The organism is Barnesiella sp. WM24, from assembly GCF_004570975.1.
In the GTDB taxonomy this organism is placed as follows: domain Bacteria; phylum Bacteroidota; class Bacteroidia; order Bacteroidales; family Muribaculaceae; genus Muribaculum.
The window spans coordinates 182,563-195,319 of record NZ_SPPC01000008.1 but is presented as its reverse complement, the minus strand read 5'-3'; the positions used below and the strand labels follow the sequence as shown (position 1 = coordinate 195,319).

The following is a 12,757-nucleotide window of genomic DNA, read 5'->3' as shown; positions in this document are numbered from 1 at the left end:
CTGACTGACATGACCGATAATAATAACTTAATCGTATATTGCGAATACGAAGACGGCAAAGTAGCCGATGTAAGCCTTGAGCTTCTTACCAAAGGACGCGTGCTCGCTGACCGCCTCGGCGTCAAGCTTGAAGCAGTGATCATCGGCGACAAACTCGCTGATATTGAAAAACAGGTTCTGCCTTACGGTGTAGACACTGTATACAAGGTAGAAGACAAACGTCTTTATCCCTATACATCAAACCCCCATTCTGCCGTGCTTATCAACCTGTTTAAAGAGATTAAGCCTCAGATATGCCTGATGGGTGCGACTTGTATCGGACGTGACCTCGGTCCCCGCGTTTCTTCATGTCTCCACAGCGGTCTCACCGCTGACTGCACAGCGCTTGAAATCGGCGACCACAAGGATCCGAAGACAGGAAAGGAATATACCGACTTGCTTTATCAGATACGACCCGCATTCGGTGGTAATATCGTTGCTACCATTGTTAACCCTGATTGCCGTCCGCAGATGGCGACAGTGCGCGAGGGTGTCATGAAAAAAGAGATAAAGGATGCCGACTATAAAGGCGAGATTATCAATCTTGATGCCGACAAATATGTTAAGCCTGAAGATTTTGTAGTCGAGATTATCGACCGCCATATAGAGAAGTCAAAGACCAATATCAAGAACTCTCCTATTATCGTTGCCGGTGGCTATGGTGTAGGCAGCAAGGAAGGCTTTGACCTCTTGTTTGACCTTGCCAATACTCTTGGCGGAGAGGTAGGAGCATCACGCGCTGCTGTGGATGCAGGATTTGTGGAGCACGACCGCCAGATTGGACAAACCGGCGTCACCGTACGCCCCAAACTCTATATCGCTTGCGGTATCTCAGGTCAGATTCAGCATATTGCAGGAATGCAGGAAAGCTCTATCATTATCTCAATAAATAATGACCCGAACGCACCGATCAACACAATTGCCGACTATGTGATCACCGGCAATGTTGAAGATATAGTGCCTAAGCTCATCAAATATTACAAGAAAAACTCTAAGTAGCAACAACAATGTCTAATTTTTATACAGATAATCCAGCTCTCAAGCATCATCTTACCCATCCTATGATGGAAAAGATCGTAGCCTTAAAAGAGCGCAACTATACCGATTCGGAGAAGTTTGACTATGCTCCGTTTAATTTCGCTGATGCCATGGACAGCTATGACAAAGTGCTTGAGGTAGTCGGCGAGGTTTGTGGCGAGTACATCGCTGCCCGTGCTGAAGATGTCGACCATCAGGGACCTCATGTTGAAAACGGCAGAGTCATATATGCCGACGGCACAAAAGAGAACCTTGACATCTGCCGCAAGGCCGGTCTCATGGGTATGGCTATGCCCCGCCGCTACGGAGGTCTTAACTTCCCTATCACACCCTATATCATGGCTGCTGACATTGTAAGCCGTGCCGATACTGGATTTGAAAACCTTTGGGGGCTTCAGGATTGCGCGGAGACAATCTATGAGTTTGCCGATGAAGATCAGAAGAGCCGCTATATTCCTCGTGTATGCAATGGCGAGACCATGTCAATGGACCTTACCGAGCCGGATGCCGGCAGTGACCTCCAGTCAGTAATGCTGAAAGCCACCGAACAGCCCGACGGAACATGGCTGCTTAATGGCGTAAAACGCTTCATCACTAACGGTGACAGCGATATACACCTCGTGCTTGCCCGTTCAGAAGATGGCACCAAGGATGGTCGCGGACTGTCTATGTTCATCTACGACAAGCGCAATGGAGGAGTCAATGTACGCCGCATTGAAAACAAAATGGGTATCAAAGGTTCGCCGACATGTGAACTTGTCTACAAAAATGCCAAGGCCGAGCTTGTCGGTTCACGTAAGCTTGGACTTATCAAGTATGTGATGGCGTTGATGAATGGTGCACGTCTTGGCATTGCCGCTCAGTCAGTTGGTGTAAGCGAACTTGCTTATCGCGAGGCACTTGCCTATGCTCGTGACCGCAAGCAGTTTGGAAAAGCAATCATAGAGTTCCCTGCCGTATATGAAATGCTATCTGTAATGAAGGCAAAGCTTGACGCTTCACGTTCTCTTCTATATGAGTGTGCAAGATATGTCGACCTGTACAAGGTATATGACGATATCGCGAAAGAGCGTGCCCTCACCCTTGAAGAAAAGAAGGAGTCAAAGCAATACAGCAAGATTGCCGATGCGCTTACTCCCCTTGCCAAAGGAATGGGCAGTGAATATTGCAACCAGAACGCTTATGACTGCATCCAGATACATGGTGGCTCAGGTTTCATGAAAGACTATGCCTGCGAGCGTCTGTACCGTGATGCCCGAATCACTTCCATCTATGAGGGAACCACTCAGCTTCAGGTAGTTGCGGCTATCCGTTATGTGACTACCGGTGCTTATCTCAACTTAATCAAGGAATATGAGAACGTAGAGGTTAAGCCTGAGCTCCAGGGAATAAAGGATCGCCTGGCTAAACTCACTCAGATTTATGCAGATTCAGTGGAGAAGGTGACTTCAGTAAAAGAGCCTGCCTATGTAGATTTCATGGCACGCCGCATGGTGGAAATGGCTGCTGACATCATAATGGGACATCTTCTGCTTCAGGATGCGCAACGTAACAGCGAGTTTGCCGGCAGCGCAGAAGTATATTGCAACTTTATCCAATCGGAAATTGCAAGACATGCAGAGTTCATCGCAAACTTCAGCCTTGAGAATCTTGAAATTTACAAGAAAGCATAATTACATAATCGCCTGACAAATAAGCCGGATGACAATATATCGTCCGGCTTATTTTTTATAATCACGGATTGTTGTTTAGACTTATTTTAAATTAGCTTGCAAAATCAGAGTATATTTATTAATTTCGCACATTATGAAATTGACAAGAAGCTTTTCAGGTAAAGACAGTGTGATTGACCTCATACGCGAGGACTACAATATCCTTCAGATACTCAGCAGGTTTAATATCCCTCTCGGGTTTCAGAACAAGCGCATCGAAGATGTCTGTATTGAAAACGGCATCGACACAGATGTGTTTTTATTCATCATCAATTTTATCCTGACCGGCAAAATTGATGCGGAGCGACTGCCGGTAGTGTCGCCGGTAGCGATTGTCGACTTCCTGCATAACAGCCATGACTATTTCTTAAAATACAAGTTCCCTCACATACGCCAAAATCTGATAACTGCGCTTGAAGAGACCCATAACGATATAAATCCGGCAATCATATCATTTTTTGACTCCTACATGGAAGAAGTGAAAAAGCACTTCAATTATGAAGAAAAGCGGGTGTTCCCCTATATCCGGGCGCTTGTAAACGGCGAAGATTCAGGCTATAGCATCGACCTGTTCAAACGTCATCATGACGAAATCGGAGAGAAACTGACTGAATTGAAAAACATAATACTTCGCTTTTATACAACTTCGATGCCAAATAAAATGTATGACGTACTTGTCGACTTGTATAATGCAGAAGAAGACCTTGATTCTCACAATGACATTGAGAATCATATATTGATACCGCTCATCACAATGATAGAGCGCAACTACAGATTGACAAACGAGGGAAACAAGCAATAATAAACAGCGATGAAACGTATAAGCATCTCACTGCTTCACTACTCTCCTATCATCAGCGCGGGCATAACAGCCATTATCAGCCAACTGAAGGAAGTCAATATATCCATAAATCATGTAACCCTTCATGACCTGGATAAAAATCACAGCTCGGTCATAATCGCCGACCCGCTTCTTATTTCGGCTGAAAAAGTGGATGAGTTGCGTGCCGGTTCGAGTGGCAAGTTAAGAGTTGTGGCATTATATTCATCGGCTCTTCCGGCAGAGATTCTGCGTGTGTTCGACTCTACTATCTCAATATATGATTCTGTCGACACTATTGAATCGACATTGCGTCAGATTATAGCGGAGGAAGAAGATGAGGAAGAGAAGATACTGAGCCAACGAGAGAAAGATGTGGTTGTAGGTATAGTAAAGGGACTGTCAAACAAAGAGATTGCAGTCGAGATGGGGGTTTCGGTCAATACTGTCATGACCCATAGACGAAACATCGCCTCCAAACTACAGATTCACTCGCCCGCGGGTTTGACCATATACGCGATTGTAAGCAAGCTTGTGCAACTTGATGAAATCAAATCTCAGTTGCCCCGATAAAAAAAGATGCATGAGAAAGCCACATGCACCTTTTTATTCGTAATTATTTTGAGCCGATGCTCGGTGTTACTGTCTGAGAAGCGGGAGTATCCGGTTCAGGAGCCCCTTCCTCAAGCGGCTCTACTATTCTTATAGTGTATGACGCGACAGCTTCAGCCGGGCTGTAATTTACAGCAAATATCGGCATATAGATCTGCAACAAGTGAGAGCCGAGCGGCAGATTCTCTGTATTAAACTTCATACCAAACGGAGCTACAAGCGTGCTACCCTGGAATACGTAATCCCAATAATAAGTGGCGCCACCGATTGTAAGGTCCTTAACCGAGGGGTTGACAGCCTGAATAGACTCTATAGTGAAAGGAGTACCTTGCGGCACAACAATCACTCCCTTGTCAGTAATTTCCGTCTGTCCTTTCATGTCTACCTGAAGCTGGAAGCTGGGCAGGTCATCATCATCGCTACATGACGCCAAAAACAGCGGCAACGCAAACAACAAATAAAGTAATCTTTTCATAATAAATAGATTAAATAGGTGTGTGCCCGACTTGTGCGCCTGACACACACCTCGTTTATAAATTAATTTCTAAATACAAGTTCGTCATCCTTGACATCTATGATAATCGGGTGCTCACGATCCACTTTCTGAGCAAGAATGTCTTTTGACAAGCGGTTAAGGACCATTCTTTGCAGCACGCGTTTCACAGGTCGCGCTCCAAATTCCGGATTATAACCTTCCTTCGCAAGATAGCTCAAAGCAGTCGGAGTCACTTCAAGTTCGACGCCATTCTTTGAAAGCATCCTCTTTATAGCATTGACCTGTATACCTACAATCTCTTCAATCTCGCGCTCATTAAGCGGAGTAAACATGATTATCTCATCTATACGGTTAAGGAACTCCGGACGTATGGTCTGCTTCAGCATATCAAGAACCTGCTCCTTGGTCTTCTCGACGACTTCAGCATGGTTATCGTCAGTTATACCGGCAAAGTTCTCGCGAATAACCTGCGACCCCATATTTGACGTCATTATTATTATCGTGTTCTTGAAATTCACGAGACGACCCTTGTTGTCAGTAAGTCTGCCGTCATCAAGGACCTGAAGCAGAATATTGAACACATCAGGATGAGCCTTCTCTATCTCATCAAAAAGCACTACAGAATAAGGTTTGCGACGCACTGCCTCAGTCAACTGACCGCCCTCGTCATATCCGACATATCCTGGAGGCGCTCCTACGAGACGGCTTACCGTGTGCTTCTCCTGATATTCGCTCATGTCAATACGTGTCATCATATTTTCATCGTCAAACAGATATTCGGCAAGAGCCTTGGCAAGCTCAGTCTTTCCGACACCTGTAGTGCCGAGGAATATAAATGAACCGATAGGCCTCCTCGGGTCATTAAGTCCGGCACGGCTACGGCGCACTGCATCGGCAATTGCGGCGATAGCCTCCTCCTGACCTACGACACGCTTGTGCAGTTCCTCTTCAAGATGCAGCAGCTTCTCCTTTTCGCTCTGAACCATCTTGTTCACAGGAATACCTGTCCAGCGCGATACGACATCGGCTATATCGTCGGCATCAACCTCTTCCTTAATCAGCGACTTGTCGCCTTGCATCTCTTTCAATTGCTGCTGGATACGCTCGTTTTCTTTCTCCTTTTCCTGGACTTTAGAATAGCGTATCTCAGCTACTTTTGCGTAATCGCCTTCACGCTCCGCCTTATCAGCCTCGAAGTTAAGCTGCTCGATGTCAATCTTGTTCTGCTGTATGCGGTTTATCAGCTCCTTCTGCGACTGCCACTTTGCCTTAAAGTCTTTTTCTACATCGCGAAGGTCGGCAAGCTCTTTTTCAAGGTCTTTAATCTTCACATTGTCGCCTTCGCGCTTGATTGCCTCACGCTCAATCTCAAGCTGAGCGATTTTGCGGGTTATCTCATCAAGAGCCTGAGGCACACTGTCTCGTTCAAGACGCAATTTAGACGCGGCTTCATCAATCAGGTCAATCGCCTTATCCGGTAGAAAACGGTCAGTTATATAGCGTTCTGACAGTTGCACGGCAGCAATAATCGCCTCGTCACGAATGCGCACTTGGTGATGATTTTCATAACGCTCCTTCAGTCCTCTCAATATTGAGATTGCGCTCATTTCATCAGGCTCATTGACCATGACTTTCTGGAACCTTCGTTCAAGAGCCTTATCTTTTTCAAAATATTTCTGATATTCATCAAGAGTAGTAGCACCTATGCTGCGCAACTCACCTCTTGCAAGCGCCGGTTTCAGGATATTGGCGGCGTCCATCGCCCCCTCTCCTTTTCCTGCCCCGACAAGAGTGTGGATCTCATCAATGAAAAGTATTATGTCACCATCAGCCTGAGTGACCTCGTTGACAATCGCTTTCAACCGCTCTTCAAATTCGCCCTTATACTTGGCTCCGGCGACAAGCGCGCCCATATCAAGCGAGTATATCTGCTTATCTTTAAGATTTTCAGGCACATCGCCTCTTACTATACGATGGGCAAGACCTTCGGCTATCGCTGTTTTTCCCGTTCCCGGCTCACCAATCAGCATAGGGTTGTTTTTTGTGCGTCGGCTAAGGATTTGGAGCACACGGCGTATCTCGTCATCTCTGCCGATTACAGGATCCAGCTTGCCGGATCGCGCACGCTCGTTAAGGTTTATCGCATATTTGCTAAGTGCATTATATGTGTCTTCAGCACTCTGGTCGGTTGCTTTCTTCCCTTTTCTAAGCTCGTCTATTGCAGCCGACAGCTCATGCTCCGACAATCCAGCATCCTTCAGTATCTGAGATGCCTGACTTTTTACGGCAAATACCGCAAGCAAAATCGCCTCAAGCGTGACATATTCATCGCCCTGCTTCTTGGCTATGTCAAGCGCTTTCTGGAGCACATCATTAGATGTGCGGCTCAGATAAGGCTCACCTCCTGACACTTTCGGCTCTGATGCGATAGCACGATCAACCGAAGCTGAAACCGCACCTATATTGGCGCCGACCTTTTGAAAGATAAATTGCATCAGCGAATCGCCCTCGGTCATTAATCCTTTGAGTATGTGTACCGGCTCAATAGCCTGGTTACCCGAACCCTTTGTAATCTCAACCGCCTTCTGAATCGCCTCCTGCGATTTAATCGTGAAGTTATTGAAATTCATAATATGATATAAATTAATATTTGCTTTACTTTTCTAACACTTATAACCGCCATAATGTTGATTAATTATTTTGTACTAACGCGGTCATTTGTTAACTTTGTTAGTCAAAAATTATGCCAATATACCCCACATGAAGAAAATATTTATTTCCGCAATATTTGCAGTCATATCGTCAATAGCGCTAATGTCGCAATCAAAGACTCACTTCGAGTATCCGATGGCACCTGATTCGCTGGGAACGCTTCAGGAGAAAACGAGTTATATATTGCTCCGTTTTTGGGACAAGGCTGACATGAAAAAGCTGCTTAATGACACAACAGCGTTCAATGAGGCATTTGCCGATTATGTCTCATTCATTCCGTATGCCAGTGCCGACAGCGTAAAAAAATCCATATCCAATCTTACATCGCTATACAAGAATGACGCTAAGTCGACATTGAAAATAGTCAAAGCAGCCGAAAAGAACCTTTTCTCCCCGGAAGCGCCTTTCTGGGCTGATGAACAGTATCTGCTGTTTACCAAAGCAGCCCTTTCCAATAAAAAAGTTTCGGCAAAAGACAAAGCATATTTTCTTGAGCAGGTCAAGATGCTTAATTGCTCACAGGTAGGAGCCACTGTTTCTCCAATCACCTACACCACCCGCTACGGTGCGACCCATCAGCTTTATGACCAACCGGGAGAATTCACATTACTTTATATACACGGACCGGAATGCACCGACTGTGCAATGACTTCATTAAGACTTGAGACTGACTTTGCGGTAAACACGTTGTCTAAAAACGGGACACTAAAAATAATTGATATATATACCGGCACTCCTGACGAAAGCTGGAAAAAATCAGTGGAAAAATATCCCTATGAATGGGAAGCCGGAACATCCGACAGTATCGGCAAACTGATTGACACCCGCAATCTCCCGGCAATGTATCTGCTTGACAAAGACCGCAAGATTGTATTGAGAGACATGAACATCAATCAGTTCCTTGCCATGGCGGCTGCCATATATAAAGAAAAACAAAAGCAACAATAAGACACAAAAGCGATGAAACAATTTTTTGAAAACCTATTCCTGCGAAGCACAGGTTATACATATAGCAATCTTGCGCGTCTGTTCCTTAGATTGTTTGTAGGGGTGATGTTTATGCAGTTCGGGATAAGGCATTTGATTAATTTCTCCACGCTGCGTTACACTTTTCCTGAAGTGTTAGGTCTTGGCAGTGAAGTGTCACTGATAATCATGATCTGCATAGAGCTTATCTGTTCACTCTTCATTATGGCAGGCTTTTTGACACGGCTTTCAGTGCTGCCTCCGGTTGTCGCAATGATAATCGCGGAATACCATATTCTGCATGACCTGCTCCCCAACACTTTCGCATACTCGATTTCAAGCACCCAGCCCGGATACCTTCCGCTGATGTTTATCGGTATATTCCTGTTTATCCTGATTGCCGGACCGGGTAAAATATCGCTTGACTACTTCATATCACTGTTTATCATTTCTAAGCGAGGCAAAGACGAGACTGAAACCGAGGAACTTGAAGAAGTTTAGAATCATATAATGTTGTAATGAAAATAGCTGTACTTATATCAGGTGGTGTTGACAGTGCGGTTGTTGTACACCGTTTGAAGGAGGAAGGACATGACCTTCACCTTTTTTACATACGCATCGGGCTTGACAATGGAGAGGGCGACTGCTCGGCTGAAGAAGATATTGAGATGTGCCGGTTTATAGCCCGTAAATACGGTTGCCCCTTTGACGTCGTGTCACTTCATGAGGAATACTGGGAAAATGTGATGGAATACGCATTGCGGACTGTGAGAGAAGGACTCACCCCCAATCCGGATATAATGTGTAACAAGATGATTAAATTCGGATTTTTCGAGCAACGCTGGGGGCATGAATTTGACAAGACAGCGACAGGTCATTATGCGACTACCGACATAATTGACGGGAAAGTCTATCTTGCAACCGCAGTTGATCCGGTAAAAGACCAGACTGACTTCCTTGCACGCATAAGCTATGAGCAACTCTCTCATCTCATGTTTCCTATCGGAAGCATGCCCAAGGCAAAGGTCAGGGAGATAGCCGTAAATGTAAAGATGCCTAATGCGTTCAGAAAAGACAGCCAGGGAATATGTTTCCTCGGCAAGATTAATTACAATGACTTCATCAAGCGTCATCTCGGTGTGAAAAAGGGTGCCATAATAGAGCTTGAGACCGGGCGTAAACTTGGTGAACACAACGGTTTCTGGTTTCATACGATAGGACAGCGAAAAGGTCTTGGCCTAAGTGGCGGTCCCTGGTATGTCGTAAAAAAGAATGTACACGACAATGTGGTCTATGTCAGTCAGGGATATAACACCGAGAAACAATATGGCAATACACTGCATCTTGATGAGATGCACTTTATCTCCGGTTCGCCCTGGGCTGCGGAGTGTAATCGCGTCAATATCACTTTTAAGAATCGGCACATGCCCGAGTTTATCCCCGGCACATTAACGCGTCTTGGCGAGTCGGAATATCTTGTTGAATCGGAATCACGTATACAAGGTATCGCGCCGGGACAGTTTGCTGTAATATACGATGACAAAGCCCATCTGTGTTATGGCAGCGGCATTATCACCGGTCAAAACGTAATATTGTAATCCAGATGACAAATGAACGAATAAGACTACGTGTACTTGGCATTTCTTATAGCCAGATACAGACAGGGGCATATGCCCTTATCCTCGCACAGGTCGACGGGCCTTACCGGATACCCATTATCATAGGAGCGTCCGAGGCTCAGTCAATAGCTATACGCCTTGAAAGCATCATACCACCGCGGCCGATGACCCATGACCTGTTTGTGAGCTTTGCCCATGCATTTGGAGTAAAGCTAAAGGAAGTGTTCATTTACAAGTTTGAAGACGGGATTTTTTCTTCGGAGATAACATTTGCCGATCAGGACCGTACAATTGTGCTTGATGCACGTACATCCGACGCCATAGCAATTGCAATACGCACCAAGGCGCCTATCTACACAACCAAGGCAATCCTTGACGAGACCGGTTTTATACTTGAAGAAAGCCCGGAAGATGATGCCGACGATGATTCAACCACAAGAATCATTGCAGCGGAAGATGACACAACTCAAGAACCAAAGCTTGAAAATTATGCAATCGAAGAGCTCGAACGCACTCTCGAACGCCTGATTGAACAAGAGAACTATGAAGAAGCCGCAAAAGTCAGCGAAATATTAAAGCGCAAGCGAAATGAAACGCACTGATTGCAGCAATAACCGAACTCATATCATAAAAACAATGAAAGGAATTAAAATCAAACTTGCACTGCTTACGTTCATAGAGTTTGCCGTATGGGGTGCATACCTGACATCTCTTGGCAGCTATCTGTCAAAGGTCGGTCTTGCCGGCAATATCGGCATCTTTTATGCAATCCAGGGTATTGTGTCGCTATTTATGCCGGCATTGATAGGCATAATCGCCGACCGATGGATTCCTGCCCAGAAGACCCTCTCTTTGTGTCATCTTCTTGCAGGAGGATTCATGCTTTCTGCCGGATTGTACGGAATGAGCGCGGGTGACACACCGCAATTCGGAATCCTGTTCACCCTATATGCACTGTCGGTCGGATTTTTCATGCCGACAATAGGGTTGACTAACTCAGTAGCATATAGCGCACTTGAGAAAGCCGGTCTTGACACTATAAAACACTTTCCACCGATACGAACTCTTGGCACAGTAGGATTTATCATCTCTATGCTCTTTGTCAATTTTACCGGCTATCAGAACACTTATGCCCAGCTGATCACATCCGGCGTGTTAAGCCTCGTAATGGTGTTTTACGCGTTGCTCATGCCCGCATGTCCTGTTGACCGCAATAAGAAGGCAACCGGATTCATTGACATATTCGGATTGCGTGCATTCACCCTCTTCAAGCAGAAGCAGATGGCAATATTCTTCATCTTCTCAATGTTGCTTGGTGTGGCATTGCAGATTACTAACGGATTTGCCAACCCGTTTATACAGGCATTCGGCTCAATCCCCGAGTATGCCGATGACTGGGGCGTACACAACGCAAACGCACTGATATCCTTGTCGCAGATGAGCGAGACACTGTGTATACTTCTCATACCGTTTTTCCTGAAGCGATTCGGCATTAAAGTAGTCATGCTTATGTCTATGTTTGCATGGGCGCTGCGTTTTGGGTTCTTCGGCATAGGCAACCCGGGTGACGGAGTGTGGCTGTTCATTCTCTCAATGATTGTCTACGGTATTGCATTTGATTTTTTCAATGTGTCAGGTTCCCTGTATGTAAACAGCAAGACCTCGTCTCAGCTCAGGTCCAGCGCCCAGGGACTATTCATGCTTATGACCAACGGTGTGGGTGCGACTATCGGTACATTGTGTGCGCAAAAGGTAATTGACCACTTCGTTTATTCCCAGACCGAGAATGATGCGATAATTTCCGGATGGCACACATCGTGGCTTATATTTGCCGCTTACGCGTTAGTTATTGCCGTGTTGTTTATGCTGATATTTCATGACCGTGACAAGCATCCTGATGTCGACCGCGAAACAGCCGCCGACATTGACGGCGACGGCGGTGACGGATTTGTGTCAATCAAGAATAAACAATTGCCATGATACAGTTTTATGCGCCTGACATAGAGGACAAACAGATGCTCCCTGAAGACGAGGCCCGCCATTGCATAAAGGTGCTTCGTACACGCCCCGGCTCGCTGATAGAGGCAATTGACGGTAAGGGCTACAGATACAGCTGCCGCTTGCTGAGCGATGATCCCCGTCACGCTTCAGTGGCTATCGAGAGCAAGATACAAGTGGAGCAGGCATGGCAGACTGACATAACAGTAGCTGTAGCCCCCACTAAAAATATGGACCGCATGGAGTGGCTTACGGAAAAGCTTACCGAAATAGGAGTCAACCGTATAGTTCCTGTCTTGTGTCGGCACTCCGAACGCAAGGAGATTAAAATCGAGCGGTTGCAACGTATTGCCGTTTCTGCCATGAAGCAATCGCTAAAGGCGCGGTTGCCGGAGATTGTCGCCATGACTCCTCTAAATGATTTCATATCAAAATTTACTGCTGACCAGCGGTTTATAGCCTATTGTGACCCGGCTATTCCACGCCGCCTGCTTGCAGGGGAATATAGTGTGTCAAGTAAAAGTGTGATAATCCTGATTGGTCCTGAGGGCGACTTTGATCTTAATGAGATTAAGGCGGTTCTTGATGACGGCTATATACCGGTGACATTAGGCGACAACCGCCTTCGCACAGAGACCGCCGCACTTGTAGCCTGCGACACATTTCATATTATCAACCAATTAAGTATGGTTCATAAATAGACAGCCCGATAAGCTGTCGCATTTGAGCGCAGCTGCAGTACAAC

The 12,757-nt window shown here is 45.8% G+C and carries 12 protein-coding genes; 10 read left to right on the top strand and 2 right to left on the bottom strand.

Annotated features, from left to right (window positions below):
- Positions 1 to 9 precede the first annotated feature (9 nt).
- The 4 genes from E4T81_RS10470 (at position 10) to E4T81_RS10455 (ending at position 4,182) form a co-directional block, all read left to right on the top strand.
- A complete protein-coding gene (locus tag E4T81_RS10470; protein ID WP_135044268.1) occupies positions 10 to 1,038 on the top strand; it encodes an electron transfer flavoprotein subunit alpha/FixB family protein in 1,029 nt (342 codons plus the stop codon).
- An 8-nt stretch (positions 1,039 to 1,046) separates the two neighbouring features.
- Positions 1,047 to 2,750: an acyl-CoA dehydrogenase family protein gene (locus E4T81_RS10465; protein WP_135044266.1), complete on the top strand. Its 1,704-nt coding sequence runs from the start codon at positions 1,047 to 1,049 to the stop codon at positions 2,748 to 2,750.
- A gap of 133 nt (positions 2,751 to 2,883) precedes the next feature.
- Positions 2,884 to 3,591 (top strand): hemerythrin domain-containing protein, encoded by a 708-nt coding sequence (locus tag E4T81_RS10460; RefSeq protein ID WP_135044264.1) that lies wholly within the window; start codon positions 2,884 to 2,886, stop codon positions 3,589 to 3,591.
- 9 nt (positions 3,592 to 3,600) lie between these two features.
- Complete coding sequence (locus tag E4T81_RS10455) at positions 3,601 to 4,182, top strand: response regulator transcription factor (RefSeq protein ID WP_135044262.1); 582 nt, start codon at positions 3,601 to 3,603, stop codon at positions 4,180 to 4,182.
- A gap of 43 nt (positions 4,183 to 4,225) precedes the next feature.
- Here the strand turns inward: E4T81_RS10455 and E4T81_RS10450 are convergent, their stop codons facing one another.
- Positions 4,226 to 4,696 (bottom strand): hypothetical protein, encoded by a 471-nt coding sequence (locus E4T81_RS10450; protein WP_135044259.1) that lies wholly within the window; start codon positions 4,694 to 4,696, stop codon positions 4,226 to 4,228.
- Between the two features lie 62 nt (positions 4,697 to 4,758).
- Positions 4,759 to 7,347 (bottom strand): ATP-dependent chaperone ClpB, encoded by a 2,589-nt coding sequence (gene clpB, locus E4T81_RS10445; RefSeq protein ID WP_135044257.1) that lies wholly within the window; start codon positions 7,345 to 7,347, stop codon positions 4,759 to 4,761.
- 130 nt (positions 7,348 to 7,477) lie between these two features.
- Between clpB and E4T81_RS10440 the strand changes: the two genes are divergently transcribed.
- From E4T81_RS10440 to E4T81_RS10415, 6 genes are read left to right on the top strand one after another with little or no spacing between them, the layout of a single operon-like run.
- On the top strand, positions 7,478 to 8,377 hold the full coding sequence (locus E4T81_RS10440) for a DUF5106 domain-containing protein (RefSeq protein WP_135044255.1): 900 nt from the start codon (positions 7,478 to 7,480) through the stop codon (positions 8,375 to 8,377).
- A 12-nt stretch (positions 8,378 to 8,389) separates the two neighbouring features.
- Complete coding sequence (locus tag E4T81_RS10435; RefSeq protein ID WP_135044253.1) at positions 8,390 to 8,896, top strand: DoxX family protein; 507 nt, start codon at positions 8,390 to 8,392, stop codon at positions 8,894 to 8,896.
- Positions 8,897 to 8,913: 17 nt separating this feature from the next.
- Entirely contained in the window at positions 8,914 to 9,993 is a 1,080-nt protein-coding gene (gene mnmA, locus E4T81_RS10430) for a tRNA 2-thiouridine(34) synthase MnmA (protein ID WP_135044251.1), read from the top strand.
- A 5-nt stretch (positions 9,994 to 9,998) separates the two neighbouring features.
- Positions 9,999 to 10,616, top strand: coding sequence for a bifunctional nuclease family protein (locus E4T81_RS10425; RefSeq protein ID WP_135044249.1), 618 nt, complete (start codon positions 9,999 to 10,001; stop codon positions 10,614 to 10,616).
- Positions 10,617 to 10,650: 34 nt separating this feature from the next.
- Positions 10,651 to 11,994, top strand: a complete 1,344-nt coding sequence (locus tag E4T81_RS10420) for an MFS transporter (protein ID WP_135044247.1) — start codon at positions 10,651 to 10,653, stop codon at positions 11,992 to 11,994.
- The gene (locus tag E4T81_RS10415; protein WP_135044245.1) at positions 11,991 to 12,713 is read left to right on the top strand and encodes a 16S rRNA (uracil(1498)-N(3))-methyltransferase; all 723 of its coding nucleotides are present in this window, start codon (positions 11,991 to 11,993) and stop codon (positions 12,711 to 12,713) included. The genes E4T81_RS10420 and E4T81_RS10415 overlap by 4 nt, the downstream gene beginning before the upstream one ends.
- Positions 12,714 to 12,757 lie beyond the last annotated feature (44 nt).

Excerpts from the sequence above, each read along its gene's own strand:
- E4T81_RS10470 (WP_135044268.1), top strand. The coding sequence starts at position 10 with ATGACCGATAATAATAACTTAATCGTATATTGCGAATACGAAGACGGC.
- E4T81_RS10465 (WP_135044266.1), top strand. The coding sequence starts at position 1,047 with ATGTCTAATTTTTATACAGATAATCCAGCTCTCAAGCATCATCTTACC.
- E4T81_RS10460 (WP_135044264.1), top strand. The coding sequence starts at position 2,884 with ATGAAATTGACAAGAAGCTTTTCAGGTAAAGACAGTGTGATTGACCTC.
- E4T81_RS10455 (WP_135044262.1), top strand. The coding sequence starts at position 3,601 with ATGAAACGTATAAGCATCTCACTGCTTCACTACTCTCCTATCATCAGC.
- E4T81_RS10450 (WP_135044259.1), bottom strand. The coding sequence starts at position 4,696 with ATGAAAAGATTACTTTATTTGTTGTTTGCGTTGCCGCTGTTTTTGGCG.
- clpB (WP_135044257.1), bottom strand. The coding sequence starts at position 7,347 with ATGAATTTCAATAACTTCACGATTAAATCGCAGGAGGCGATTCAGAAG.
- E4T81_RS10440 (WP_135044255.1), top strand. The coding sequence starts at position 7,478 with ATGAAGAAAATATTTATTTCCGCAATATTTGCAGTCATATCGTCAATA.
- E4T81_RS10435 (WP_135044253.1), top strand. The coding sequence starts at position 8,390 with ATGAAACAATTTTTTGAAAACCTATTCCTGCGAAGCACAGGTTATACA.
- mnmA (WP_135044251.1), top strand. The coding sequence starts at position 8,914 with ATGAAAATAGCTGTACTTATATCAGGTGGTGTTGACAGTGCGGTTGTT.
- E4T81_RS10425 (WP_135044249.1), top strand. The coding sequence starts at position 9,999 with ATGACAAATGAACGAATAAGACTACGTGTACTTGGCATTTCTTATAGC.
- E4T81_RS10420 (WP_135044247.1), top strand. The coding sequence starts at position 10,651 with ATGAAAGGAATTAAAATCAAACTTGCACTGCTTACGTTCATAGAGTTT.
- E4T81_RS10415 (WP_135044245.1), top strand. The coding sequence starts at position 11,991 with ATGATACAGTTTTATGCGCCTGACATAGAGGACAAACAGATGCTCCCT.